We start from the raw sequence: 26,511 nt of genomic DNA on the forward strand, positions 1-26,511 counted from the left end.
CCATGACGGCCCCCCATGCCATAGAAGCCGCGGCGGTCAAGCCGCGACGCGCGCGGACAAGCCCTGCAAAGTCCTTAGCCGCACCTGGCAAGGCACCAGCACGCGCCAAGCGCCCGGGCTGAGGCCGCAGGCTCCGCGAACTATTCCTCCGGCCAGATGGCGCCGGTCTGCGGCTACCATGTAGCGCACCCCCAGGAGTCGCAATGTTTTCCAACCTTCCCCGCGTCACCAAGGCCCTGCTGATCGCCAACGGGCTGGTGTTCCTGTTGCAATGGGCGCTCGAAGACAACCCCCTAGCCCTCGCGCAGTTCATGCTGTGGCCGCCCGGTGGCGGCGAGCTGGACGGCGTCGGCTTCATGCCGTGGCAGTTGCTCACCTACGGCTTCATGCATGGCAACTTCGCCCACCTGCTGTTCAACATGCTGGCGCTGGCGATGTTCGGCGCGCCGCTGGAACATGTGTGGGGCGATCGGCGTTACCTGACCTACTACCTGGTGTGCGTGGTCGGCGCGGCGCTGTGCCAGATCGGCGTGGGCATGTGGACCATGTCGCAGGGTGGTGAAGCCTATCCGACCGTGGGTGCGTCGGGCGGCATCTTCGGTCTGTTGCTGGCCTATGGACTGTTGTTCCCGAACCAGCGGGTGATGCTGCTGATTCCGCCGATTCCGATGAAGGCGCGGACGCTGGTGCTGGTCTATGGTGCGATCGAGTTGTTGCTCGGCGTGACCAATGCGATGCCGGGCGTGGCGCATTTCGCGCATCTGGGCGGGATGTTGTTTGGCTGGTTGTTGATCCGCTACTGGCGTGGACAGCCGCCGTTCGGCAAGAAGAAGGGCCCGCCGCGGATGCGGGTGGTGCGCTAACCCGTCACCGTCATTCCGGGCGAACACTTTCGTTCCCCCCCGTCGTCCCGGCGAACGCCGGGACCCAGGCCCGCAGCCATCAGCACTGTCACGTCATCCCGGCGAACGCCGGGACCCAGGCCTGCACCCCATCAGCATCGTCACCGTCATCCCGGCGAACGCCGGGATCCATTTTGACTTTGCCTTTGCTCGTCTCCCTTACGGGAACAACCTGACCTGCTGATCCGCCGCCAACTGCATGCCGCTACCGGCCTTGCACGCGAACGCCTCACCAAAGCTGCCCTGATTGAGCAGCGGTCCGTTCGCACGCCAGCGGCCCGGTGCATGCACGCTGGTGGCCGCGCGCTGTTTCGCGGCCTCGGTGGTCATGTGCTGCGGCCACAACGCGGCCCAGCCCTTGTAGAAGTCCTGGCTGGCCTGCTTGGCTGCGGCCGGTTCGGATGCGCGCCACGCCGCCCAGGCCAGCTCGACGCCGGCGATATCGGCGATGTCCTCGGCTGCCGTCTGCGTGCCATTGACCCGCGTGCCGCTCAAACCCGGATAGTCGAAGCCGCCGTACTGCGTGGCCACGCGCCTGCTCAGCGCATCCCAGGCCGAGGCCTCCGTCGGTGTCCACCAGTCGCGCAACTCCTGCTTGGCATCGACGAAGCGGCCGCGGCTGTCGAAGCCGTGGCTGAGTTCGTGTCCGACCAGCGCGCCATACGATCCGTACAGCCAGGCCGCCGACTTGCCGGTGTCGAACACCGGCGGTTGCAGCATCGCCGCGGTCACGATCAGGCGGTTCTGGGTGATGTCGTAGGCCAGCGACGGTTCCTGCGGCAACACGTCCCAGCGGCGGTCGGCATTGCCGCGGCCGATGCGCTTCATCTCTTCGCGATGGCGCCAGGTCGATGCGATCAGCATGTTGCTGCCGAAGCTGCCGCGGCCCATCGGCTGCACGGTGTAGTCGAGGTCGCGATTGGGCGTACCGACTTCGATCTTCAGTGCGGCGAGCTTGGCCTTGGCTTCGGCCTTGGCGGCTGCACTGAAACGCGTGTCGCGATCGAGCGCCTGGCCAAGCGCATCGCGCACTTTCGCCGCGATCTCCTCGGCGCGCTTGTCGGTGGCCGCGGGCAGGTAGCGCGCGGCGTACTCGTGTCCGACCATCGGGCCGGCGGCGAGCGTGATCGCATCGAGCACCGCCTGCGGCCGCGACGGCGGCGCGTCCAGGCCCTGCAGCACCTGGCCACGGAACTCGAAGCTGGCATCGCGGAACGGTTTGGCCAGGTACGGTGCCATCGCATCGCCGATACGCCAGCGCAGATACGCCTTCCACTGCGCCGGCTTGAGACTGCCGACCAGACCGTCGAGCTGTGCGAACAGCGCCGGGTTCGCCATCGACACGGTGTCGTCGCTGACGCCCTGGACCTTGAGGAACTGGTCCAGTTGCAGGCGCTTGTACTTCTTGCCCAGGGTATTGGTGGCGACCGGGCCGTAGTTGCCGCGCGGGTCGCGCAGGTCGAGCAGTGGCCTGGATGCGGAGGCGATCCGCGTTTCCAGGTCGATCACCGCCTGCGCATCGGCCGCCAACTGCGCCTGCGGCGTTCCGGTCAAGGCCAGGATTTTCTGCACGTAGCTGTTGTAACGGCCCATCAGCGCACGCGTGTCGGCATCGGTGCGGGTGTAGTAGGCCGGGTCGGGCAAGCCGAGTCCGCCCTGTGCGAAGTAGCCGATGTGCCGGTTGAAGTCGTTGAGATCGATGTCGGCGCCGAAGTTGAACAGCACCGGGATGCCGACCTGATGCAGTGCCGCGATCGCCGGCGGGATGTCCTTGGCATTCTTGATCGCATCGATGCGACCGATCAGCGGCGCGATCGGCTGGGCGCCGTCGCGTTCGACCGCGGCCTCGTCCAGGCCGCTGGCCCAGAAGTCGCCGAGCAATCGCTGCACGTTGCCCTGTGGCGCCTTGGACGCGGCATCGAGCAGGTCCAGCTGCTGCTGGCGCGAGCGTGCGCCCAGTTGCTCCAGCGCCGAAACCGAGCCGACGTTGGGCAGCAACGTATTGCGCTTAAGCCAGTCTGCGTTGGCGTTGGCATAGAAGTCGCTGCACGCGCTTGCCGCGGCGGCGGCCTTGGGTTTGGCGGCGCGCTTCTTCTGCGCATCGGCGGGCGGCGAGGCGAGTCCGGCGATCAGGCTCAGGGCCAGGGCACAGGCAAGCGGGCGTAGGTTCATGGCGGAATCCGTACCGGGGGAGACGGGGTGGCCCGGAGTCTAGCAGCGGCCATGTGATGCCCATCTGGGCACCACGAGCGCTGCCGGGCGCAGGGGTTGGACGGGTTTGTGCAGCACTGGCGGTGGCCGCGGATCGTGCGACCATCCGTCGCATCTTGCCCAAGCAGGGGACCGCGCATGGCCACCACCCCCGATGATGACGACCTGGATCCGCAGCCGGAATCGTCCCTCGTGTCGCGACTGCTTGCCATCGCCGGCGCGCTGTTGCGCATGGGCGTGGTGCTCGTGGCGCTGCTGGTGCTCGTGGTCGTCGGCGTGCGCGCCTGCCTGTCGACCCAGGGGCCGCCGCTGCAACCCTGGCACACGATCGTTCCCGACGAGCCCAGCGCCAGCGAGATTGCCGGCGGCAACTGGCAAAGCTACGTAGCCGCCGAGCAGCGCATGTACGAGCAACTGCGTCGCAAGCTCGACAGCGCCATGAAGGCGGACGACCGCACCCTGCTCAATCGCTATTACGCCCCCAGCCTGACCTCGCCGGAAGCGTTCGGCCACGACTGGAACCTCTCCTACGTTCTCGAGCCCGAGGGGACAGCGAAAGGCGTGGTCGTGCTGGTGCACGGCCTGACCGACTCGCCGTACAGCATGCGCAGCGTGGCCGAGTTGTATCGACGACATGGCTTCATTGCGATCGCGCCGCGGATGCCGGGACACGGCACCGTGCCGGCGGGCCTGACGAAGGCAGGACGCAAGGAGTGGCACGCGACACTGGAGATGACGATGGCCGAAGCCCGGCGCCGTTCCGCGGGGCGCCTGCCGGTTCATCTGGTCGGTTACTCCAACGGCGCGGCGCTGGCGATGCACTACGTCCTGGCGCGGATCGAGCGCGGCGACAAGCGCGACGTCGACCGCATCGTGCTGATGTCGCCGATGATCGAGGTGAACCGGTTTGCCCGCTTCGCCGGCATCGCCGGCTGGCCGGCGTTTTTCAGCCGCTTCGCCAAGTCGGCCTGGCTGGACGTGCTGCCGGAGTTCAACGCGTTCAAGTACAACTCCTTCCCGGTGCGTGCGGCGCGCGAGTCGTACCTGGTGACCGACGAGTTGCGCGTGGTGATGGAGGAGGTGGCCACGCAACGGCGCCTCGACCAGGTGCCGCCGATCCTGGCGTTCCAGTCGGTGGTCGACGACACCGTCGGTGCGCAGGCGGTGATGACGCGGTTGTTCGATCGACTGGCGGCCAATGGCAGCGAGCTGGTGCTGTTCGACGTCAACCGCAGCCGTGTGATCGCGCCGGTGTTGCGTACGACGGCGACCGACTGGGTGGGCGATGTGCTGCAGGATCCGGCGCGACGTTACACGCTCACTGTGGTGGGTGCGGCGTCGTCCGAGGATGCGGCGGTGGTGGCGCGCACGCGGGACGTTGGTTCAGGAGTGGTCAAGCAGCAGCCTGTCGGTGTGCGCTATCCGGCTGACGTGTATTCGTTGTCGCACATCGGCCTGCCGTTCGCGCCGGACGATGCGCTTTACGGGGATGTGCCGTCGGGGCGGGCGATCGTGCAGTTGGGGGCATTGGCGGTGCGTGGGGAGCGCAATGTGCTGGTGGTTTCGCAGGAGAGTCTGAGCCGGCTCAGTTACAACCCGTTCCATGCGTACATGCTGGCGCGCATGGCGGAGAAGATTCCGGCGAAGTAGGGTGCCGCTCACTCACCCGCTCCCTCACCGTCGTCCCGGCGAACGCCGGGATCCATTTTGCGGTTGCCGTTGCTCTCGCCCCTTGAAGGCAACAACAGCTTCCGCCATTAGAGCGGCAAAGCCGAAAGCAACGTCCTTGGATCCCCGCCTGCGCGGGGATGACGGTGGCAGGACGTAACGTCCTTGGATTTTCGTCTGCTCTGGGATGGCGGTTACCGGATGCAACGTCACTGGGTTCCCGCCTTCGCGGGAATGACGGTGATTGGGCGGAAAGGGTGATGGCCTGGGTCCCGGCGTTCGCCGGGACGACGGTCGTAGCCCCTCTCCCGTTTGCGGGAGAGGGTTGGGGTGAGCGCGGACAACGCCGCTCCGAAGGCGAGGCAACGTCAAGATGGATCCCGGCGTCCGCCGGGACGACGGTGACAGGGCGGAAGGCGTGTCGGCCTGGATCCCGGCGTTCGCCGGGATGACGCTGACAGGGCGACCAAAAAAAGAAGGCCCGGGAGTTCCCGGGCCTTCTGCCTTGCCGACGAGGGCCAGGAGTAAAGCGTTACCGCATCACCAGATCACGACCTGCTTGTCGCCTTCGCGAACCATCGGCTGGCCCGGCTTGCACGAGAACGCAGCGGCGAATGCCGGCAGGTTCGACGGTGCGCCGATTGCACGGAACGTCGCCGGTGCATGCTCGTCGGTGTTCACGCGCAGCTTCAGCTCGTCCGGCGTGAAGTTGCGACGCCACACCGTGCCCCAGTTGAGGAAGAAGCGCTGGTCGCGGGTCAGGCCGTCGGTCTTCGGATCCGGCGTGCCGTCGGTGGCCTTCTTCATCGCGTCGTAGGCCGTGGCCAGGCCGCCCAGGTCGGCGATGTTCTCGCCCAGGGTCAGATCGCCCTTCACCTTCAGGCCCGGTGCCGCCTCGTAACCGTTGAACTGCTGCACCAGCTTGTCGGTGCGGCCGGAGAAGCTCTTGGCGTCGGCATCCGTCCACCACACCTCGAAGTTGCCGGCCGGCCCGAAGCGGCTGCCCTGGTCGTCGTAGCCGTGGGTCATCTCGTGGCCGATCACCGCGCCGATGCCGCCGTAGTTGGTGGCGTCGTCAGCGTTGGGATCGAAGAACGGCGGCTGCAGGATCGCGGCCGGGAACACGATCTCGTTCTGCAGCGGGTTGTAATAGGCATTCACCATCTGCGGCGGCATGCCCCACTCGGTGCGATCGACCGGCTTGCCGATCTTGCCCAGGTTCCACTTGTAGTTGAACTCCTGGGCGGCCAGCACGTTGCCGATGTAGCTGTCGCGGCCGGTGGTCAGGCCGTTCCACTCACGCCACTTGTCCGGGAAACCGATCTTCGGAGTAAAGGCGGCCCACTTCTCCATCGCCTTCTTCTTGGTGTCGTCGCCCATCCAGGCCAGGTGCTCGATGCGGCCCTTCAGCGACTCCGACAGGTTCTTGACCAGCGTCTGCATCCGCGCCTTCGACTCTTCCGGGAAGGCGACCTTGACGTACATCTGGCCCAGCGCTTCGCCGGCCTGGTCCTCGATCGTCGCCAGCACGCGCTTGCCGCGCTCCTTGAGCTCCTTCTGGCCGCGCATGGTCTGGTTGTAGAAGGCGAAGTTCTCCTGGACGAAGGCGTCCGAGAGGTACGGCGAGGCGCTGTCGATGGTGTGGAAACGCAGGTAGGTCTGCCACTGCGCGGCCGGCACGTCGGCCAGCATCTTGCTGACTTCCTTGTGGAAGTCCGGCATCGCCAGCGAGAACATCGCCGGCACGGTCACGCCCTGCGATTCGAAGAACTTGGTCCACGGGAAGTTCGGCGCCAGCTTGTCGGCGTCGGCCGGGCTGACGGGGTTGTAGTACAGCGAGACGTCGCGCTGCAGCGTCTTCTTGTCGATCGAGGCCTTGGCCAGGCGGGTCTCGAAGGCGACCACGTCCTTGGCCTGCTTGGCGGCGTCGGCGGCGGCAACGCCGCTCAGCTCCAGCACCTTGGCGACGTGCTGCTCGTAAGCGGCCAGCTTGTCCTTCTTGTCGGCGTCGAAGTAGTACGCCTTGTCCGGCAGGCCCAGGCCGCCCTGCGAGGCGTAGGCGATGTTGTTCTTGGAATCCTTGAAGTCGGCTTCGGCGCCGAAGCCGAACAGGACGTTCTCACCCTTGGCCGCGCTGGTGCGCAGGTAGTCGGCGATCTTTTCCTGGTTGTCGAGCGCGGCGATCGCGTCGAGGTGGCCCTTCAGCGGGGCAATGCCCTGCTCGTTGATCTTGGCCGCGTCCATGCCGGTCGCCCAGAAGTCGCCGACGATCTTCTCCACGCCGGTGGCCTGGGTGTCGGCGGCAGCCTGCTCGGCGAGCTGGCGCTGCACGGCGATCGAACGCTCGTTGAGCATCTCGAAGGCGCCCCACGAGGTGCGGTCGCCCGGGATCGCATTGGCGGCGAGCCACTTGCCGTTGACGTAACCGTTGAAGTCCGTGCACGCGTCCTTGCTGGAGTCGAGGTCGGCGACGGTGAAACGGTTCACGCCGGGCAGCTTGCTCTCGTCGAGCTTGTAGGCGACGGCTTCGGCCGGCTTGGCGTCGGCAGCCGGCGCTGCAGCTTCTTCCTTCTTGGCACAGGCGGCCAGGGCGGTGACGACGGCGAGGGAAAGTACGAGGACTTGCGGTTTGTTGAGGCTCACTGATGGCTCCGGCCGGTCAGGCATGGGATTGAAACGACGACCCCTGGGCGGGGCATCGGCGGACATTAGACTGGTTCAGCTCTGTAGGGGGGTGTCGAAGGTCACGATGGTGGGCTGGCCGGCAGGGTTGGCACCGTGGCCGAGGACCTGAACGGGGGGCGACGTGGTCGCCCCCCAGCGAAGCTCAGACCGACCCGGCCTCGAGCGCCACGATCCGGCGCTGCCGCCACAGGTAGCCGATGCCCAGCAGGACGAACCAGACCGGGCTGGCGAGCAGTGCCTGGCGGGTATCGGCCTGCAGGGTCAGCAGGACCAGGACGAAGGCGAAGAACACCAGGCAGGCGTAACACATGGCCACGCCGCCGGGCATCTTGAACTTCGAGGCCTCGTGCAGGTGCGGGCGCTTGCGGCGGTAGGCGATGTAGGCGAACAGGATCAGCGACCAGACGAACATGAAGAGCACCGCGGCCAGCGTGGTGATCAGGGTGAAGGCCGTCACCAGGTTCGGGATCACATACACCAGCATCGCGCCGGCGAGCAGGCACAGGCACGAGAACAGCAGGCCGCGCGAGGGCACCGCCGCGCGCGAAAGCAGCGCGAAAGACTTCGGCGCGTGGTCTTCCCGGGCCAGGCCGTAGAGCATGCGGCTGGTCGAGAAGATGCCGCTGTTGGCCGAGGACGTGGCCGAGGTCAGCACGACGAAGTTGATCAGGCTGGCCGCGGCCGGGATGCCGGCGAGCACGAACAACTCGACGAACGGGCTCTTGCCCGGCACCACTTCGCGCCACGGCGTCACCGCCATGATCGCCACCAGCGCCAGCACGTAGAACAGCATGATGCGCACCGGGATCGAGTTGATCGCCTTGGGCAGGTTGCGCTCCGGATTGGCGGTCTCGGCGGCGGTGGTGCCGACCACTTCGATGCCGACGAAGGCGAACACCGCGATCTGGAACCCGGCGAAGAATCCGGCGATGCCGGTCGGGAACAGGCCGCCGTCGCTCCACAGGTTCGACAGCGAGGCGACGTGGCCCGACGGCGACTGGAAGCCCCAGGCGACCATCCCCAGGCCGGTGACGATCAGCGCGCAGATCGCCACGATCTTGATCAGCGCGAACCAGAATTCCATCTCGCCGAACAGCTTCACCGTGACCAGGTTCAGGCACAGCAGCAGTACCACGCACATCACCGCCGGTATCCATGGCGCCAGCCCGGGGAACCAGAACTGCGCGTAGGCGGCGATGGCGATGACGTCGGCAATGGCGGTGATGATCCAGCAGAACCAGTACGTCCAGCCGCAGAAGAATCCGGCCCACGGCCCGAGCAGGTCGGTGGAGAAGTCGATGAACGACTTGTACTCCAGGTTCGACAGCAGCAGCTCGCCCATCGCCCGCATCACGAAGAACAGCATGATGCCGATGATCAGGTAGACCAGCAGGATGGATGGGCCGGCGAGGTTGATGGTCTTGCCCGAGCCCATGAACAGGCCGGTGCCGATGGCGCCGCCTATGGCGATGAGCTGGAGATGCCGGTTGGACAGGCTGCGCTTGAGGTGATCCGGATGCACGGATGAATCGGACATGTGGCGCGGCCGTCGTCGTTGGGTGTGCCGACAACATAGGGGAAGCGGCGAGCCGCCGCCATAGGCCTGGCCGCCGGGCCGCGAGCGCTGCGTTGTCTGCTCTGGTGGCGTGCGGCCTAGAGCGAGTGACGGACCATGAACCAGCGCCTGGCCATAGTGGCGACGTGCGTGCTGCTGGCCTCGTGCGCCACGCATGCGCCGACCAGACGGATGGAGCGCGCGCAGCACACCGTCTTCCAGGCGCTGCAGGGCAGCGAACTGACTGCGGAAGAGGTCGACAAGGTCGCCGAGCTGTGCCCGTTCGGGATGCCGCAGCACGCACCCGGCTGGGACCATGGCTTCACCGAGTTCGTCGTCCGCGACGGCTATGCGCTCGAGCACAGTGGCCAGTACCGGATTCCGTTGTGGGTCTGCGAGCGGCTGGAACCGGCGCATCTCGACAGCCGCTTTCCGCGCAAGGACCACTTCCGCGCCGATCCGGAACTGTCCGGTCCGCGCGCCGAGCTGGCCGATTACAAGGGTTCGGGCTATGCGCGCGGCCACCATGCGCCGGCCGAGGATCACGCCTGGAGCAAGCGCCTGCTCGACGAAACCTTCTACCTGTCGAACATGTCGCCGCAGCTGGGCGGGTTCAACTCCGGCGTCTGGAGCCAGGTCGAGAAACGCGTGCGCACGATGGCCGCCGACAGCGCCGTCACCTGGGTGATCACCGGCGCGTTGCTCTACGACCCGGAAGAGGAGCAGGCCGTGACCGCCGACGGTTGGGTCGAGTACTTCACCATCGGCGCAGGCGTGGCCGTGCCGACGCATCTGTTCAAGATCGTGGTCAGCGAGCAGGCCAACGGGGCCGTCGACGCCGTCGCGTTCGTGATCGCCAACGCCAAGCCGCCATCGCCGTACTCGCACGCGGATTTCATCAAGCCGGTGCGCTGGATCGAAGAGCGTTCGGGGCTCGACTTCATGCCCGAGCTGGAACCGGCGGACTCGCAGCGCCTGGAAGCGAGCGCCGGGCAGATCGACCCGCCGTGACGTGCTGATCCGACCATGGTTGGGATTGCCAACTACCGTCTGCGCTATCGGCCGCTGCGCGCCGGCGTGGCGATCTCGTCGGCGGAACTGGGCACGTTCGGCACGCTGGGCTGCCTGGCCACCAGCGACGGCCAGGACCGCTGGGGCATTACCGCCAGGCACGTGATCACGCGCACGAACGCGCTGCGCATGGATGTGTTCCAGCCGGATCTGCGCGTGGTCGGGGCGCTGGTGTCGGAACCGTTGACGGACATGAAGGTCGTCGCCGGCCTGGACGTGGTTGCGTTCCGCATCGCGCGCACCATCGCCACGACGCCGGCCATCCTGGAGCTGGGGGCCTGGCAGGACGTTGCCGAACCCGTCAGCGGGATGGCGGTGATGAAGTCGGGATTCGCGACCGGAGTGACGCGGGCGCGCATCGGCCAGGTCGATGCCGAGGGTTTCCAGGTATTGCCCGAGGCGGGCATGCCGCCCGGCTATGCCGCCTACGCCGCAGGCGATTCGGGTGCGGCATGGATGACCGAAGATGCAAGGCTGGTCGGTATCCACGTCTCGCAGAGCCAGCAGGGTGCGGGGCGAGCGTTGCGGTTGAAGGCGGCGCTGTCGCGGCTGGGGTTGCGGCTTGTGCTGTAGCTGGCCAGACTCGCCGCCATGACCGCCCCGTTGTTCCGGATCAACAGCGCACTGACCGTTGAAGCCAAGCGCGGCCCGTTCGGCGGCCGGCGCTGGATGGCATTGCTGGCCGCGCTCGCTGACGCCGAGTCGATCACCGCTGCGGCCAGGGAGGTCGGCCTGAGCTACAAGGCGGCGTGGGATGCGATCGATGCCATGAACAACCTCTCCGAACAGCCTCTGGTCGAGCGCGCGGTCGGTGGCAAGGGCGGTGGCGGCACGCGCCTGACCGATCACGGTCGGCGGTTGGTTGCGGCTTACCGGGCGGTCGAGGAAGAGAACGCACGTTTCATCGAGCGCCTCAATGCGCGCATGTCCGGCGCGGCGGCGGAACTGGAAACCATCGGGAGACTGGCCATGCTCACCAGTGCGCGCAATCACTTCGCCGGCAAGGTCGTCCGCATCGCCACCGGCGCTGTCAATGACGAAGTCGAACTCGAGCTGTCAGGCGGCGCGCGCATCGTCGCGATCATCACCCACGAGAGCCTGCAGCACATGGCGCTGGCGGTGGGCGACAGCGCGGTTGCGCTGGTCAAGGCGTCGAGCGTGATAGTCGCCACCGGCGCCGATGCCGGGGTCAAGCTGTCGGCGCGCAATAGACTGCAGGGCAAGGTGGCGCGCGTGCAGCCGGGTGCGGTCAATGCCGAAGTGGTGATCGACCTGGGCGGCGGCAACTCGGTCGCGTCGATCATCACCAACACCTCCGCGCAGGCGCTGCAGCTGGCCGAAGGCGTCGAGGCCGCGGCGATCTTCAAGGCATCGAGTGTGATCCTCGCGGTCGGGGCCTAAGCCGCCACGCCAAGCCGTCCGCGATCCATCGTGATGACGGCATCGGCCAGGTAGTCGATCTCGTTGCGCGAGTGGGTGACGTACAGCATCGGCACGCGCGTCTCTTCCTTGATGCGTCGCAGGAACGGCAGGATCTGCTGCTTCAGGCGGTCGTCCAGCGACGACAGCGGCTCATCGAGCAGCAGCAGGCGCGGCGAGTAGAGCAGTGCACGGCCGAGGGCGACGCGCTGGCGTTCGCCGCCGGACAGCAGGGCGGGGCGGCGGTCGAGCAGCGGCACGATCTCCAATAGTTCGGCCACTGATTGCAGGTCATGCCGGCGCGTCTGCGGCGCGATGCGGTCGTGGCCGTACAGCAGGTTGCGGCGCACGGTCAGGTGCGGGAACAGCTGGCCGTCCTGGAACACCAGGCCGAAATGCCGCTGCCACGGCGGTACGAAGCGATCGCTGGCGGTATCGACCAGCACCTCGCCGTCGGCGCGGATGACGCCGCGGCCGGGGCGCAGCAGGCCGGCGATCAATGCCAGCAGCGTGCTCTTGCCCGAACCCGACGGGCCGAAAACGCCCGTCACTCCGGCACCGACCTCGGCACGCGCCGCCATCGTGAAATCGCCACGGGCGAAGTCGAGGTCAAAGCTCAGCATGTCGGCCCCCATGGTCGGCGTCCTTGTGGTCCTGGAACCCGAGCTTGCGCTCTGCGCGATGGCTGACCCAGCGGCTCAGCAGCAACGCCGCCACGGCCAGCACGATCGACAGCAACGACAGTCGCATCGCCGCCGCTTCCCCGTCGGGCACGTGGGTCAGGCTGTAGATCGCCAGCGGCAGGGTGCGGGTCTCGCCGGGAATGTTGCCGACGAAGGCCATCGTCGCGCCGAACTCGCCCAGGCTGCGCGAGAAACACAGGAAGCTGCCGGCGATGATCCCCGGCACCGACAGCGGCAGCGTCACGCTGAAGAACACGCTCCACGGCCGCGCGCCCAGGGTGATCGCGGCGTTCTCCAGACGTGGATCGATCAGGCGGAACGCCAGCCGGATCGGCTGCACCATCAACGGAAACGCCATCACCGCCGAGGCGATCACCGCGCCCTTCCAGGTGAATGCCACCACTATTCCGAAGGTGGCCTGCAGCCATGCGCCAAGCGGACCGTTGGTGCCCAGCAGCAGCAACAGCAGGTAGCCCGGCACGACCGGTGGCAGCACCATCGGCAGCTGCACGAGCATGTCGATCCAGAACTTGCCGGGGAAACGGCGGCGCTCCAGCAGCCAGCCCAGCGCGATGCCGAACGGCAGGCAGGCAGCGGTCGACCACAGCGCCACCTTCGCCGACAGGCGCAATGCATCCCACTCTTCTGGCGACAGCCACATGCGGATCAGGGTTTGAGGCGGGTGAACCCGTAGCGGTCAAAGATATCCGCAGCGGCGGCGGAGGTCTGCACGAATTGCACGAACGCCTGCGCTTCCGGACGCGCGCCCTTGACCACCGCGAACGGGTAAACGATCGGCTTGTGGGTGTCGTCGGGGAAGGCTTTGATCACGTCGACCTTGCTGCTGATCTTCGCGTCGGTGGCGTAGACGATGCCGAGTGGGCACTCGCCGCGCTCGACGAACGCCAGCGCCGTGCGCACGTCGTCGGTGCCGACGATGCGGCCCTTCAGTCCCGCCCACCAGCCCAGCGCCTCCAGGCTCTGCTTGGCGTAGATGCCCACCGGCACCACGCCCGGCTCGCCGGTGCACAGCTTGCCCTTGAAGGCGCCGGCGAAGTCGAAGCCGCGCTTCATCTCGACCGGGACGTTCCGGCCCTTGGGCGCGATCAGCACCAGGTCGTTGCCGAGCAGGTTGATGCGCGTGCCGGCGGTGATCCGGCCGCGTTGATCGAGGTAGTCCATCCAGGTCAGGTCGGCCGAGGCGAAGACGTCGGCCGGGGCACCGGCTTCGATCTGCTTGGCCAGCGCCGAGGAGGCCGCATAGGCCAGGCTCGGCTTGGGATGGCCGGCCTTTTCCCAGGCGGCGCCGATGTCGTTGAGGGCATTGGTGAGGCTGGCTGCGGCGAAGACGCGGACCGGTTCCTCGGCGGCGACCGGGCCGGCGAGGGCCAGCAGCGCTGCAAGGGTAAGGCTGCGGGCAAAGCGGCGGGCAAGCTGGGGCAGGGCGGGCATGGTGTTGCTCCGGGCGGCAGTTGAACGCTATATAGCGAGATATATAGCGCATTCCGCCGCCCGTGTGCGGCCTGCCGGGGAGTCCAAGCCATGCGTCCCGTCCCGCTTGCCGCCGCGGCGGCCGTCGTCCTGCTGTGCGCCCAGACCGCCCAGCCCGCGCAGGCCAAGAGCGGCCTGCTCGAGCTGCTGGCGCAGAAGGGCATCATCACCGCCGAGGAATACGCCGAGCTCAAGGCCGAGCAGAAGACCGAAGCGACGGTCAACACCGACGAAGGCTTCAAGCTGTCGAGCAAGGACAGCACGACCTCCGCGCCACCCACCTTCCAGGTCGGAACGCTGCAGCAGCTCGACTTCGCCGACTACCACGACGACCAGGCGCACCTGTCGGACGGTTCGGAGCTGCGGCGCTCGCGGCTGTCGATCGGCGGTACGTTCCTGACCGACTGGCAGTACCGCGTCGAATACGAGTTCAGCGGCACCACCGGTGTCACCGATGCCTATGTCAGCTACAACGCGCTCAAACCCTTCACCGTGACGCTGGGCCAGTTCAAGCAGCCGTTCGGCATGGAGGCCTATGCCTCCGACAAGAACCTCACCTTCATGGAGCGCGGCCTGCCGTTTGCGTTCGTGATCACGCGTGCGCCGGGTCTGGGCCTGGGTACGTCGGGCTCGAACTGGTCGCTCAACGGCGGTCTGTTCGGCGAGCCGGTCGGCAATGCGCAGGCGGGCAACGACGGCTATGGCGCGGCCGCCCGGGTGAGCTGGGCGCCTCTGATGTCCAGCGACGGGCTGATCCACCTGGGCCTGGGCGCCACCTGGCGCGCGCCGACGCAGGACAACAGCACCAATGCGACCGGGCCGAAGTTCGATACGGTGCGCTTCCGCAGCAAGCCCGAGTCGAACATCCTCGCGCAGCGTTTCGTCGATACCGGCGAGATCCGCAATGTCGACTCCTACACCACCGTTGGCCTCGAGCTGGCAGGTGCGATCGGCGCGGCATCGTTGCAGGCTGAGTACCAGCTCGCCCAGGTCGCGCGCGACAACGCGCCGGAGCTGGATTTCAACGGCTGGTATGCGCAGGCGGCGTGGACGCTCACCGGCGAGGCACGTCCCTACCTGGGCAACCGCGGTTACTTCGACGGCATCAAGCCCTCGCACAATTTCGGCAACGACGGCTGGGGTGCGTTCGAAGTCGCGCTGCGGCTGAGCAGCATCGACCTGGGCGATGGCAACATCGACGGCGGCAGCGAGCGCAATGCCACCGCCGCGTTGAACTGGTATCTGAACCAGTACCTGCGCGCCAGCTTCAACGTCGTCAAGGTGCTCGATGTCGACGGCGGGCCGATGGACGGCGACGAGCCGACGGTGTTCCAGGCGCGGTTGCAGTTCGCCTACTGAGCGAGACCGTGGCGCCTTGTCGCTGATTGGGCTTGCGTCTGCGGACGACGCTTCGGCAATACATTGCATGGTCTTCGGCGGCCCTCACCCCAACCCCTCTCCCGTAAACGGGAGAGGGGCTTCCACCGTCGCTGGAAGACCGTCATCCCCGCGAAGGCGGGGACCCAGCGTCGTTGCCCCCATGCCCGTCATTCCCGCGAAGGCGGGAACCCATGGACGTTGCTCCCCACCAGCCAGGCGAGCACTCACGCGAAGAAAAAAGGCCGGCAAGCGCCGGCCTCTTTTCATCGCACGAACTGGAACTCAACCCTTCTTCGCAGCATCCGGCTTGGCTTCCGGCTTCGCCACCGGTGCAGCGGCGGCCGTGCCGCTGGCCTGCCAGCCGCAGCTCTTGCCTTCGTTCTGCTGCTTGAGCCAGGTCTGCAGCGGCGCGAAGTATTCCAGCACCGCCGAGGCGTCCATCTTCTCGCCGCCGGTCAGTTCCTTCATGGTCTTCTGCCACGGCTGGCTGGCGCCCTTGTCGAGCATCGCCTGGAAGCGTGCGCCGGCTTCCTTGTTGCCGTAGAAGCTGCACTCGTACAACGGGCCCTTGTAACCGGCCGAATCGCACAGCGCCTTGTAGAACTGGAACTGCAGTACGTGCGAGAGGAAGTAGCGCGTGTACGGCGTGTTGGCCGGCACGTGGTACTTGGCGCCGGCGTCGAAGAAGTCCTCGCCGCGGGCGGTGACCGGGGCCACGCCCTGGTACTTGGCCTTCAGTTCCCACCACGCCTTGTTGTACTCGCCCGGCTTGATCGAACCGTCGAACACGCCCCAGCGCCAGCGGTCGATCATCAGGCCGAACGGCAGGAACGAGACCTTTGCCAGTGCCATGCGCATCTGCGAATTGATCAGGGCCTCGTTGCTCTGCTGCTGGTCGCCGACCAGGCCGATCGACTGCAGGTACTTGGGCGTCATCGACAGCACGATGGTGTCGCCGATGGCTTCATGGAAACCGTCGTGCGCGCCCTGCTGGAACAAGGGCGGCTGCTTGTTGTAGGCCAGGTCGTAATAGATGTGGCCGAGTTCGTGGTAGATGACGGTGAAGTCTTCCTCGTTCGGCTTGATGCACATCTTGGTACGCACGTCGCCGGCCATGTTCATGTCCCACGCGCTGGCATGGCACTGCACGTTGCGGTCGCGCGGCTTGATGAACTGGGTCTTGTCCCAATAGCTCGCCGGCAGCTTCTGCATGCCCAGGGAGGTGTAGAAGTCCTGCGCGCGCTCGGTCATCAGCTTGGCCGAGGCGAGCTTGGCGTCCTGCTCGATCTGCGCCAGGTCGGCCGGCGTGCGCTGGCCTGCGTGCTTGACCAGCTGCGCGTCATACGCAGCCCGGTACTGCGATTCCAGCGCGCCGGTGATGTCGAGGTTGCCCGCGTTCTGGTACGGCGCGAGGATGTCCCAGAGATTGCCCCAGTCCTGCTGCCACATGTTGCCCATCAGGTGCGCCGGCAGCATGTTGCCGGCGACGTGACCCTTGTCGTCGCCGTACCTGGCTTCCAGGCGGGTACGGGCGTAGCAGTGCAACTGTTCGTACAGCGGCTTGACCTGGCCCCAGAGCCGGTCGGTCTCGGCGGACATCTCGGCCGGGCTCATGTCGTAGCCCGAGCGCCACATCTCGCCGGTGTCGGCGAAGCCCAGGTCATGGGCACCGTCGTTGACCAGCTCGACAAAGCGCGTGTAGTCCTTGCGCATCGGCTGGGCGATGGTGTGCCAGCCCTGCCAGGCATCGAGCTGCGCATCGTAGTCGCGGCTGCTGCGCAGTACGTCTTCGAGCTCGCCGAGCTGGCGGCACTTCTTCGCGTCGCCGTCGCCAGTGCAGTAGCTGCCGGCGCCGTACATGCCTTCAAGCTTCGAGGCGATCTTGCTCAGTTCCTCGAGCTTGGCCGGATCCTTCGGCGCCGGCATCGCGGTGAACAGCTTCAGCAATCGGATCGCGCGCGCCGTGGCGGGCGACATCTGCTGGCCTTCGAATCGCTCGGACTGCTCGATCCAGCTGTTGAGCTGGGCGAGGTAGCGCTCGTTGGCCTTGGCTGCGAGCAGCTCGCTGTCGTCATTGATGTAGGTCGACGACAGCCACTGCGCGGCGCTCATCTCCGGGAACATCTTGCGGTATTCGTCGTTGACGCGGGCGATGAACTGGTCGGCGGTCTCGCCTGCGGGCGCGGTGGCGGCCGTACCGCCCGTGGTCGTCGTGGTCGGGGTCGGCTCCTTCTTGCAGCCGGCCAGTCCGATCACGGCGGCGGTAATGCCGAGCGCGAGCAGGGCGCGTACAGGTTTCATCATCGTTCTCTCCGGGTAAGGCCCGCGCTGCTGCGACGAGGCCCCCGAAGGCTAGTGGCCCGTCCGCGGTCGTGCAAGGTGCGAATGTCCCGCCCAGACCATCGGGGTAGGAGCGAGCTTGCTCGCGAACGGCTGCCGGTGCCGCCTGATCGCGAGCAAGCTCGCTCCTACACGGGGCTGGCGGGCAGCGTGCGGGTTGCCGCGTCGGCCAGGCCGCGCTCGTGCAGCCATTTCCAGGCATTGTCGGCGTCGTGCTCGAAATAGGCGCGGGCCGAGCCCAGGCGGAAGGTGTAGCCCCAGCCGTCCATGTCGGCCAGGATGCGATCGCGGCCGACGCCGGGCAGGGCATCGCCCAGCAGCGCCTGCAGCACGCATACCGCGTCCTCTTCCTCGATCGAGTCGGTGGCGTCGGTATGCACCTGGGCGCGACGTTCGGGCGGCAACACGATCAGGTGCGCGGCTTCGTGCAGCAGCGAATGCAGCGGCGTGTCGCCGCGGGCGTAGACGTTGTGGCCGATCAGGCCGGCTTCGCACTCGCCCCAGTAACTGCCCGGAATGGGCTGGCCATCGGCCACGCGCTCGAGCTGCAGGCCATAGCGGGCGAGCAGGGTGGCAACCGTGGCGGAGTCGATGTCGGAAAGGGTGAGCATGGGTGGTACTGCCTCCCCTGCGGCCGGCGCAGGGGAGGGGGAGCGTCAGGCCTGCGCCGGGTTTTCCGGCAGCGCCACCGAGATGTCCAGGACCTTGTTGTCGCCGTCGCCGATCAGGTCGACCTTGACCGCGTCCGCGTCGACGTTGATGTACTTGCGGATCACCTCGAGCAGCTCGCGCTGCAGCATCGGCAGGTAATCCGGGCTGGTGCCGCCGCGACCGGCGCGCTCGTGCGCGACGATGATGCGAAGGCGATCCTTGGCGATCGACGCAGTCTGCTTCTTGGCCAGCAGGAAATCGAAAAGGCCCATCCTCAACCTCCGAAGATCTTGCTGAAGAAGCCCTTCTTGTCCGCCGTGGTGAAACGCATCGGGCGGGTGTCGCCGAGCAGGCGCGCGACGGCATCGTCGTAGGCCTGGGCAGCGTCGGACTCGGTCTCCAGGATCACCGGCTCGCCCTTGTTGGAGGCGTTGAGCACGTCCGGGGACTCGGGGATCACGCCGACCGTTTTCAGGCCGAGGATCTCCTCGACGTCGCCGACGCTGAGCATCTCGCCGGTTTCCACGCGCTTGGGGCTGTAGCGGGTCAGCAGCAGGTGCTCCTTGACGCGCTCGCCGTTCTCGGCGCGGCGGGTCTTGGACGAGAGCAGGCCGAGGATGCGGTCGGAGTCGCGCACCGAGGACACTTCCGGGTTGACCACGACCAGGGCCTGGTCGGCGAAGTACATCGCCAGGTAGGCGCCCTTCTCGATGCCGGCCGGGGAGTCGCAGACGATGTAGTCGAAGCCGTCGGCGATCATGTCGTCGAGGACCTTCTGCACGCCTTCCTTGGTCAGCGCGTCCTTGTCGCGGGTCTGCGAGGCAGCCAGCACGAACATGTTGTCGAAGCGCTTGTCCTTGATCAGTGCCTGCCTCAGCGTGGCCTCGCCGTTGACGACGTTGACGAAGTCGTAAACCACGCGACGTTCGCAACCCATGATCAGGTCGAGGTTACGCAGGCCGACGTCGAAGTCGATGACGCCAACCTTGTGGCCTCGACGGGCGAGGCCGCAGGCAAGGCTGGCGCTGGTCGTGGTCTTGCCAACGCCGCCCTTGCCCGAGGTGACTACGATGATTTCGGCCAAGTTAAATCCTCCGTTGATGCGGCATCAGTCAAGTGCCGCGATTTTTAGTTGTTGGTCTTCGAGCCACACCTGCACGGCCTTGCCGCGCAGGTCCTTGGGAATTTCTTCCAATACCTTGTAGTGCCCGGCGATGGCAACCAGCTCGGCATGGAATTCGCGACAGAATATCCGTGCCTGCTCGTTGCCCTGCGCGCCTGCGAGCGCGCGACCACGCAATGGCCCGTAAATATGCACCGAGCCGTCGGCAATGACCTCGGCACCGGCGCCGACCGTTGTGAGAACGGTCAGGTCGCGGTTCTCGGCGTAGATCTGCTGGCCCGAGCGCACCGGCTTGGACTGGATCATGCCCGGCGATGCCGACGCGGTGGCGGCGCTGGTCTTGGCAGCGGCTGCCGGTTCCGTCTCGCGGCGCGGCGGCGCTGCCGCCTGCGGCGCGGGTGCTGCCGCGGCAGCGGCTTCGTCGCGTTCGTACGACGCACGGAACTTCGCCAGCAGCGGCAGCCCCAGTGCCTGCGACAGTTGTTCGATCTCGCTGGTGCCGTAGGCGATGGCGACCGGCAGCACGCCGGCCTCGCGCAGGCCCTTGATGAGGGCGGTGGCGGTGGCCTGGTCCGGGGTGCGGGTGAGGCCGCCGAAGTCGAGCACCACCGCGGCGCGCGCGAACAGCTTGGGCGCGCGCTGGACGCGGTCGCGCATTTCGCTGACGAGGCGGTCGACGTCGAGGGTGCGGATGCGGAGGTTGGCGATTCCGACCTGGCCGATCTTGAGTTCGCCGGCCGGTTCAAAGTCCATCGCCGCGCTCACAGGCCGGTTCCCGTGGGCCGCTGCATCAGCGCATCGGCGGCCTTGGGGCCGCCGTGGTTGCGCGGACCGCGCGCCTGGATGATCCAGGGCACCTGCGGCAGCGCATCGCCGTAGGTGTCGCGCACCCAGGCATAGCTGCACAGCGGTTTCATCAGCATCGCGGCGCGTACATCCGCCTCGGTCATCATGTGTTGTCCGACCTCGTGGAATCCAAAGCTGCCGTGGAACAGCAGGGCGGGGTCGTTGCTGCCTTCCAGGAACACTTCACACGCCATCTGCGGGTAGCGCAACTCGGCGTAGCTCTGGGCATCGGCATAGAAGGCGCGGCCGACGCCACCGCCGCGACGGCGGCTGGCCACCACGATCCGGTCGATATAGAAGAAATCGGGATAGCGCTCGCGGAACCAGCGGAAATTGCTGCTGTCGTGTTCGCTGTGGCTGCCCATGCCGATCAGGAAGCCGGCGAGGGCGCCGTCGCGCTCGGCGACGCGGAAGTATTCGGCGGTTTCGAAGAAATGACGCAGTCGGGCCGCATCCAGCGGCAGGATCGCGGGGCCGGCGGCATTGTTCAGTGCAAGGACGGAATCCAGCTCGTGCTCACGCACGTCGCGGACGACGATCGACATTCCGGGCTCCAGTATTTCTGCAAACCGGACGCATGGCACGTCCGGCCGGGCGATTATCGCATGGCCGTCACGCATGGGCGACCGGCGGCGCGAAATGCGGAGCGAACGGGAGGCGAGGGGGTAGACGCGGGGGTGGCCGTCCATCCCGCCGGTCGGAATCCCGGCTGGAAGGACATCACAACGCCCCGTATTGATGCAGCATGTTGCTCCAGCATGACTTTCGGACGGCTCCCCAGGCCCTTGATGCAGTTAGCATGCCGACATGCTCGCCCGCCTGAATCACACTCGACTGCTGCGCTACGCGGGCCTGTTCACCTGGGGCGCGGTGGGCCTGTGGCTGCTCAACGTCTGGCTCGACCCGACCCTGCTGGCGCCCGATGCCGAAGGCCCGCCGACCCTGCAGGTGCTGCGCTGGCTGTCGGTCTACCTCACTTTCGGCGCGGTCTACTGGTGGATCACCCGCCAGCTTGGCCAGCGCCGTCCGGGCGTGGTCGACCATGGCCTGCTGCTGGTCCTGACCGCCTGCGCGATCGGGGTCGGCTACTTCTCGGGCACCGGCCTGGGCAGCATCCTGCTGATGGTCGTGGCCGGGCTGCTGCCGTGGCTGATGCCGGTGCGGTTCGGCCTGGTCTGGCTGATCTGCGGCAACGTCGCGATCATCCCGGTGTTCGTCGGCGCCCTGGACTTCCCGCCGGTCCTGGCCGTTCTGCAGTCGCTGGCGTACATGGGCTTTTCCAGCCTGGTGTTCGTCACCGCCCTGGTCGCCCGCCAGCAGGCCGAGGCGCGCGAGGAGCAGCGCCGCCTCAACGCCGAACTGCGTGCCACCCGCGCCCTGCTGGGCGAGAGCGTGCGCGTCAACGAGCGCACCCGCATCTCGCGCGAGCTGCACGATCTGCTCGGCCACCACCTGACCGCGCTCAGCCTGAACCTGGAAGTGGCCGGCCACCTGTCCGAGGGCCGGGTCAAGGAGCACGTGCAGCAGGCCCACACGCTGGCGCGGTTGCTGTTGACCGACGTGCGCGAAGCGGTAAGCCAGTTGCGCGAAGGCGGTGCCATCGACCTGGGCGCGGCCTTGCTGCCGCTGGCCGAGAACGTACCCGCGCTCGACATCCACATGGACATCGAGACGCCGCTGACCCTGGACGATCCCGAGCGCGCCCATGTCATGCTGCGCTGCACGCAGGAAATCATCACCAACGCGGTGCGCCACGCCGGCGCCCGCAATCTGTGGATCAACGCCGGCCGTCGCAGCGACTGCATCGTGATGAGCGCGCGCGACGACGGCCATGGTGCGGACACTTTCGTCGCCGGTAACGGCCTTCGCGGCATGCGCGAACGGCTGCAGCAACACGGCGGCGACCTTAAAATCGAAACCCGGCCGGAAGCAGGCTTCTGCCTGCACCTGACGCTGCCGGCCTCGGCGGCTGCTGCCGCTGCCTGCGAAGGAGCCATCGCATGATCCGTGTGTTGATAGTCGACGACCAGACGCTGGTGCGGCAGGGCGTTCGTTCCCTGCTGGCGCTGGCCGAGGGAATCGAAGTGGTGGGCGAAGCCGGCGACGGCCGCCATGCGGTGGAACTGATTCCGCAGATCAATCCCGACGTGGTGCTGATGGACATGCGCATGCCGGTGATGTCGGGGCTGGAGGCGCTGCAGGCACTGGCACGCACCAACAGCCTGCCGCCGACGATCATCCTGACCACCTTCGACGACGACCAGCTGGTGCTGGCCGGCCTCAAGGCCGGTGCCAAGGGCTACCTGCTCAAGGACGTGTCGCTGGAGCAACTGGTCAGCGCGATCCAGGCGGTGGCCGACGGCGGCTCGCTGATGCAACCGGCGGTGACCCAGCGCCTGCTGTCGGGGCTGGAGCACATGCGCAACGATTTCGTCAGCCTCGACCGTCCCGATCCGCTGACCGAGCGCGAGACCGAGATCCTGCGCTTGATGGCCGGGGGGTTCTCCAACAAGGAGATCGCCAATTCGCTGGGCGTGGCCGAGGGCACGATCAAGAACCACGTCTCCAACATCCTGTCCAAGCTGGGCGTGCGTGACCGCACCCGCGCCGTGCTCAAGGCCTTCGAGCTGCAGCTGGTCTGAGGCTGCCCCGGATGGTTGTGGGAGGGGCTTCGGCCCCGATGGCGGGCGGCTGCGCAGACCGGGGCTGAAGCCCCGGCCGCCGTCACTTCTCCGAATTGGCGCCTACACCGCCCGCAGCTTCCTTGATACGATTGCGGGTCTGTGTCCCGGTCCGACCGGGTGCCGGCCCTCGGAGAAACCTGAATGACCCGTCTGATCGAGATTTTGATTTCCTTGGCGATTGTCGCCGCGCTGTTCCTCATCGTAGGCATCGCGCTGCCGGCAAGCCGTCATTTGCAGCACTCGGTTGAAACCAACCGCAAAGTGACGATTGTTTTCGACACCCTTAACAGCCTGCGCCGCTTCAAGGACTGGAACCCGCTGGTCCTGCGCGATCCGAAGATGCAACTGAAGTTCTCCGGCCCGGTTTCGGGTGTCGGCGCCCGCATGGACTACGACTCCCAGGAGAAGGGTCTGCGCCAGGGCAGCTGGGAAATCACCGAGAGCATCCCGGGCAAGAAGGTTGCCTATGCCCTGACCGACATCGAGCCGGGCAACAACAAGCGCACTGTCTTCACGCTCAAGCCGACCGGCCGCGGTGGTCGTAACGTCGAGATCACCCAGACCTACGACGTCGAGTACGGCTGGAACCTGATCGGTCGCTACGCTGGCCTGTACGTCAGCAGCAACGTCGGCGAAGACATGAAGATGGGCCTGAGCCGCCTGAGCAACATGCTCGCCGCCGTGCCGAACTACGATTACGCCGAGCTGAGCAAGGACGATCCGGCCAAGGCGCCGAAGGTGGTCGATCGCCCGGCCGAGAACCTGCTGGTCGTGACTGCCGCCGTCGAGCGCAACAACGACAAGGTGATGGGCCAGATCAACAGCAACATGGAGTGGATCAAGAAGGTGATGGCCGCCAACGGCCTCGAGCCGGCCGGTCCGGTCCGCATCGTCACCAACGAGTTCGGCTCCGACATCTACTCCTTCGACGTTGCCCAGCCGGTCCGCAAGACCGGTGACGAAGCCAGCGCGTCGACCAAGCTCGACGTCAAGGTCGAAGGTCCGGTCGAGGCTGTGTTCAACGAGCCGGCGAAGGTGGCGATGGTGCCGTCGTTCAAGGGCCACATGGCCAACCTGACGAAGGTGCGTGATGCCCTGCGCGGTTGGGCGATGACCCACGGTTACGAGACCGTCGAGCGTCCGTACGAGTCGTGGAAGGCGGGCGTCGCTGCCGGCTTCACCGAAGAAGGCGAGTACGACGTGTTCTGGGCCGTCAAGTAAGACGCGCTTCACCCGCAACCGCTGTAAACCAGAACGCGCCGCGGATTTCCGCGGCGCGTTTTGTTTTGCATTTGTCGTCCCGAACGTAGTGAGGGGCCTGCTGGTGCTGTGCGGTGCGGTGGGCATGCGTCTGCGGAGCGGCGTCGTCCGCCGGGCCGGGGATTGCTCCGCCCCTTCGTCGGACATCCTGTCCGAAGGCGGGGCGCGGGACATCGATGTCCCGCTGCTGCGCAATCCCCGGCCCGTCGAACGACGCTTCGGCACTCTATTGCCCGATCTCCGTCTGAAACCCGTCATTCCCGCGAAGGCGGGAACCCTGGACCACGCTCTGGACTGTGCGCAAGTACGAAGCCAACGTCGCTGGTGGATTCCCGCCTTCGCGGGAATGACGGGCATGGGAGCAACGACGCTGGGTCCCCGCCTTCGCGGGGATGACGGTTTGTGGGCGTCATCGAAGACCGGGAAATAACTTGGCAGAGCGTTGTCCGCCGGGCTGGGGGATTGCGCAGCAGTGGGCCATGGATGGCCCACGCCCCGCCTTCGGACAGGATGTCCGACGAAGGGGCGGAGCAATCCCCCAGCCCGGCGGACAACGCCACACCGGAGCAGGAAGCCCCACGTGCGGATGCCCCCGAATTACTGGTAGCGAGCGCGTTGCTTGCGCAGACCGATGACGATGCCCGCCGTCAGCAATGATGCGATCACGATCGAGCCGATTGCCTTGGGCGATGCCTGCATCGGCGCCACCGGGTCGGCAATGGCCGGGCCAGATGCATCGGCCCCGGCGCGCTCCGGCGTCGCTGTGTCTCCGCCGCTGGCGGCCGGCGTCGCCGCCTTGCCGCCTTGCACTTCGATCGCACCGATGTCTGCCGCCGCGCCGGAAGGGCGCGAGTGGTGCAGGTAATCGGCGCCGGCGTCCGTGGACTGTGTCGCGCCGTCGATCAGCGGACTTCCGGCGAGCGGAACCGCGTCGAAGTCGTTCATCTCCATGCCGGTCAGGCGCGGGTTGCGCCCGCACAGATTGCCCTTGAAGCACTGGTCGTCCTTGACGTTCCAGAAGGCATTGCCGGAGAAGCGGACCACTGCCTTGCTCTTGTCGGCATAGTGGCCGCAGGTGAGCTCGCCGTTGTTGTCGTCGCCGTTGGCGAGGAAGTCGGGCTGGCCGACCAGCGCGTTGTTGAGGATCTCGACGGTCGAGCTGTCGTCGCCGCCAGACGTCAGGATCAGGCAGTCGCCCTCGCCGGTGATCGTGTTGTGGCGGACGATGGCCTTTTGGTTGCGGCCGATTCCGATCGAAAGCGCGTTGCCCATGGCCCGGCACATGTCGCTCCAGGTCATGTCGAACTTCTTGTGGAAGTAACCGCACTGGCCGATGATCACCGAGTTCTCGATCAGGGCGTTGCCGGCGGTCTTGATCTGGTTGCCGGCGTTGGCGGCGGCGTAGGTACGCCGCACCACCACGGTCGCGGTCTTCGATTCGTCCGTGTAGAGCAGGTCCAGGCCGTCGGACGTGTTGTGGTGGATGCGCGAGTCCTCGACCAGCCAGTGGCCGTCGGTGCGGGCGGTGCCGAGGCCATCGCCGTAGCCGCCGTTTTCCTGCGCCCAGCAGGCGAACGGCTCGCCGCTCTGCCAGTGCTCGGCACATCCGTTCCAGGCGATCTCGACGTTGCGCAGGATGATGTCGCCGGAGTTGGAGCTCTCGTCCTCGCCGACATCGCCGTCCCAGCCGGCCCAGCCGTTGGCGACGATGCGCACGCGCTCGACGGTCCAGTCGGTGAGATGGCCGGCCATGATGCCGCGGCCGGAGAGGCCATGGATGTTGAGGTCGTGCAGCCAGACGTTGCGCGAAGTCTTGGCGTACAGGCCCACCGATGCCCAGTTGCCGTAGGGCGACTTGTCGCGCTCGCAGCGCACGTTGTCGTCGGTGTGGAATTCCACGCAGTCGCTGCGGTCGGTGATCTCCAGGCAGCCCACTTCGACGTTGTCGGTGCGCTGCAGGTTCAGGACCATGTCCACGCGCTGGGTGCCCCACAGTTTCGGCGGCGCCTTGCAGCCGGTGTCATGGCCGTGGCCGAGGATGCGCGTCTTCGCTTCGGGACTGCGCCCGCTCGGTGGTGCGGCCGGATAGCAGTCGTAAGGCGCTTCCTCGTAGCAACGGGCGCTGTCGTCGCCGGCACCGGGGGCGCCCCAGCCGATCATGTAGTCGCCTGGGCCGATGATCAGCGTGTCGCCGCGATCGATGCGCGGATTGTCATCGGTCGGCAGCGCGTACAGCGGGCTCTTCCACGCGCAGTCGAGCTTGCTGCCGCTGCCGGGGTAGGGCGCGTCGGCGCGGCCGTTGCACTGCTTTTCGTCGCCGCCGTCGGTGCGCACGTAATAGGTGCTTGCCGCCGCTGCATCGCGCCAGGCGCCCAGCACCAGTACCGCCAACAGGTACAACATCACGATTTCGAGGCGAAGCGGGTGGCGACGGGGGAGGGCGCGCATGACGGATCCCGAAAGGAAGGCAGGGTGTACCCGCGGTCGTTCGCCCGGTACACCCCGTAGAACGCGGTGGCCGTCGCGGTTCGGCCTAAACCCG

At 66.8% G+C, this 26,511-nt stretch carries 22 protein-coding genes; 9 read left to right on the forward strand and 13 right to left on the reverse strand.

The annotated features are described in order from the left end of the window. Nucleotides 1-203 precede the first annotated feature (203 nt). Entirely contained in the window at nucleotides 204-863 is a 660-nt protein-coding gene (locus AC3A3X_RS07010) for a rhomboid family intramembrane serine protease (RefSeq protein WP_487582306.1), read from the forward strand. 198 nt (nucleotides 864-1,061) lie between these two features. On the opposite strand, the gene AC3A3X_RS07015 is transcribed toward AC3A3X_RS07010, so the two are convergent. Beyond that, nucleotides 1,062-3,074: a M13-type metalloendopeptidase gene (locus AC3A3X_RS07015; protein WP_487582307.1), complete on the reverse strand. Its 2,013-nt coding sequence runs from the start codon at nucleotides 3,072-3,074 to the stop codon at nucleotides 1,062-1,064. A gap of 177 nt (nucleotides 3,075-3,251) precedes the next feature. On the opposite strand from AC3A3X_RS07015, the gene AC3A3X_RS07020 reads away from it, so the two are divergent. Next, on the forward strand, nucleotides 3,252-4,763 hold the full coding sequence (locus AC3A3X_RS07020) for an alpha/beta hydrolase (protein WP_487582308.1): 1,512 nt from the start codon (nucleotides 3,252-3,254) through the stop codon (nucleotides 4,761-4,763). Between the two features lie 558 nt (nucleotides 4,764-5,321). Here the strand turns inward: AC3A3X_RS07020 and AC3A3X_RS07025 are convergent. Both AC3A3X_RS07025 and cycA read right to left on the reverse strand, forming a co-directional pair. Continuing rightward, nucleotides 5,322-7,448 (reverse strand): M13 family metallopeptidase, encoded by a 2,127-nt coding sequence (locus AC3A3X_RS07025; RefSeq protein WP_487582309.1) that lies wholly within the window; start codon nucleotides 7,446-7,448, stop codon nucleotides 5,322-5,324. Nucleotides 7,449-7,608: 160 nt separating this feature from the next. Continuing rightward, a complete protein-coding gene (gene cycA, locus AC3A3X_RS07030; protein ID WP_487582310.1) occupies nucleotides 7,609-9,003 on the reverse strand; it encodes a D-serine/D-alanine/glycine transporter in 1,395 nt (464 codons plus the stop codon). 135 nt (nucleotides 9,004-9,138) lie between these two features. Between cycA and AC3A3X_RS07035 the strand changes: the two genes are divergently transcribed. Genes AC3A3X_RS07035 through AC3A3X_RS07045 form a run of 3 tightly spaced genes read left to right on the forward strand, consistent with a single transcriptional unit; the run spans nucleotide 9,139 to nucleotide 11,493 of the window. Then, on the forward strand, nucleotides 9,139-10,032 hold the full coding sequence (locus AC3A3X_RS07035; protein WP_487582311.1) for a DNA/RNA non-specific endonuclease: 894 nt from the start codon (nucleotides 9,139-9,141) through the stop codon (nucleotides 10,030-10,032). A gap of 15 nt (nucleotides 10,033-10,047) precedes the next feature. After that, entirely contained in the window at nucleotides 10,048-10,665 is a 618-nt protein-coding gene (locus tag AC3A3X_RS07040) for a chymotrypsin family serine protease (RefSeq protein WP_487582312.1), read from the forward strand. An 18-nt stretch (nucleotides 10,666-10,683) separates the two neighbouring features. Then, nucleotides 10,684-11,493 carry a TOBE domain-containing protein gene (locus AC3A3X_RS07045; protein ID WP_487582313.1) on the forward strand — a complete coding sequence of 270 codons (810 nt, stop codon included), beginning with the start codon at nucleotides 10,684-10,686 and terminating at the stop codon, nucleotides 11,491-11,493. Here AC3A3X_RS07045 and AC3A3X_RS07050 read toward each other — a convergent pair. The 3 genes from AC3A3X_RS07050 to modA are packed head-to-tail and all read right to left on the reverse strand — an operon-like array spanning nucleotide 11,490 to nucleotide 13,646. Then, the gene (locus AC3A3X_RS07050; RefSeq protein ID WP_487582314.1) at nucleotides 11,490-12,146 is read right to left on the reverse strand and encodes an ATP-binding cassette domain-containing protein; all 657 of its coding nucleotides are present in this window, start codon (nucleotides 12,144-12,146) and stop codon (nucleotides 11,490-11,492) included. The genes AC3A3X_RS07045 and AC3A3X_RS07050 overlap by 4 nt on opposite strands. Further along, a complete protein-coding gene (gene modB / locus AC3A3X_RS07055; protein ID WP_487582315.1) occupies nucleotides 12,121-12,855 on the reverse strand; it encodes a molybdate ABC transporter permease subunit in 735 nt (244 codons plus the stop codon). The genes AC3A3X_RS07050 and modB overlap by 26 nt, the downstream gene beginning before the upstream one ends. Before the next feature lie 5 nt (nucleotides 12,856-12,860). Then, entirely contained in the window at nucleotides 12,861-13,646 is a 786-nt protein-coding gene (modA, locus tag AC3A3X_RS07060; protein WP_487582316.1) for a molybdate ABC transporter substrate-binding protein, read from the reverse strand. Nucleotides 13,647-13,736: 90 nt separating this feature from the next. On the opposite strand from modA, the gene AC3A3X_RS07065 reads away from it, so the two are divergent. Then, complete coding sequence (locus tag AC3A3X_RS07065; RefSeq protein ID WP_487582317.1) at nucleotides 13,737-15,044, forward strand: OprO/OprP family phosphate-selective porin; 1,308 nt, start codon at nucleotides 13,737-13,739, stop codon at nucleotides 15,042-15,044. Between the two features lie 303 nt (nucleotides 15,045-15,347). On the opposite strand, the gene AC3A3X_RS07070 is transcribed toward AC3A3X_RS07065, so the two are convergent. From AC3A3X_RS07070 to AC3A3X_RS07095, 6 genes are all read right to left on the reverse strand, one after another. Further along, nucleotides 15,348-17,366, reverse strand: a complete 2,019-nt coding sequence (locus AC3A3X_RS07070; protein WP_487582318.1) for a M2 family metallopeptidase — start codon at nucleotides 17,364-17,366, stop codon at nucleotides 15,348-15,350. Nucleotides 17,367-17,533: 167 nt separating this feature from the next. Next, nucleotides 17,534-18,016, reverse strand: a complete 483-nt coding sequence (locus AC3A3X_RS07075) for a hypothetical protein (RefSeq protein ID WP_487582319.1) — start codon at nucleotides 18,014-18,016, stop codon at nucleotides 17,534-17,536. 45 nt (nucleotides 18,017-18,061) lie between these two features. Continuing rightward, nucleotides 18,062-18,328, reverse strand: coding sequence for a cell division topological specificity factor MinE (gene minE, locus AC3A3X_RS07080; protein ID WP_158734134.1), 267 nt, complete (start codon nucleotides 18,326-18,328; stop codon nucleotides 18,062-18,064). Between the two features lie 2 nt (nucleotides 18,329-18,330). Next, the gene (minD, locus tag AC3A3X_RS07085; protein WP_487582320.1) at nucleotides 18,331-19,140 is read right to left on the reverse strand and encodes a septum site-determining protein MinD; all 810 of its coding nucleotides are present in this window, start codon (nucleotides 19,138-19,140) and stop codon (nucleotides 18,331-18,333) included. A 24-nt stretch (nucleotides 19,141-19,164) separates the two neighbouring features. Then, nucleotides 19,165-19,932: a septum site-determining protein MinC gene (gene minC, locus AC3A3X_RS07090; RefSeq protein ID WP_487582321.1), complete on the reverse strand. Its 768-nt coding sequence runs from the start codon at nucleotides 19,930-19,932 to the stop codon at nucleotides 19,165-19,167. 8 nt (nucleotides 19,933-19,940) lie between these two features. Continuing rightward, the gene (locus tag AC3A3X_RS07095) at nucleotides 19,941-20,570 is read right to left on the reverse strand and encodes a GNAT family N-acetyltransferase (protein ID WP_487582322.1); all 630 of its coding nucleotides are present in this window, start codon (nucleotides 20,568-20,570) and stop codon (nucleotides 19,941-19,943) included. A 262-nt stretch (nucleotides 20,571-20,832) separates the two neighbouring features. On the opposite strand from AC3A3X_RS07095, the gene AC3A3X_RS07100 reads away from it, so the two are divergent. The 3 genes from AC3A3X_RS07100 to AC3A3X_RS07110 all read left to right on the forward strand — a co-directional run bounded on the left by AC3A3X_RS07100 (nucleotide 20,833) and on the right by AC3A3X_RS07110 (nucleotide 23,930). After that, a complete protein-coding gene (locus tag AC3A3X_RS07100) occupies nucleotides 20,833-22,029 on the forward strand; it encodes a sensor histidine kinase (protein WP_487582323.1) in 1,197 nt (398 codons plus the stop codon). Next, on the forward strand, nucleotides 22,026-22,667 hold the full coding sequence (locus tag AC3A3X_RS07105) for a response regulator (protein WP_487582324.1): 642 nt from the start codon (nucleotides 22,026-22,028) through the stop codon (nucleotides 22,665-22,667). The genes AC3A3X_RS07100 and AC3A3X_RS07105 overlap by 4 nt, the downstream gene beginning before the upstream one ends. 183 nt (nucleotides 22,668-22,850) lie before the next feature. Then, the gene (locus AC3A3X_RS07110; protein WP_487582325.1) at nucleotides 22,851-23,930 is read left to right on the forward strand and encodes a polyketide cyclase; all 1,080 of its coding nucleotides are present in this window, start codon (nucleotides 22,851-22,853) and stop codon (nucleotides 23,928-23,930) included. A gap of 636 nt (nucleotides 23,931-24,566) precedes the next feature. On the opposite strand, the gene AC3A3X_RS07115 is transcribed toward AC3A3X_RS07110, so the two are convergent. Further along, nucleotides 24,567-26,417 carry a choice-of-anchor Q domain-containing protein gene (locus AC3A3X_RS07115; protein ID WP_487582326.1) on the reverse strand — a complete coding sequence of 617 codons (1,851 nt, stop codon included), beginning with the start codon at nucleotides 26,415-26,417 and terminating at the stop codon, nucleotides 24,567-24,569. Nucleotides 26,418-26,511 lie beyond the last annotated feature (94 nt).

This window comes from Lysobacter sp. Soil_N_23 (assembly GCF_057656135.1).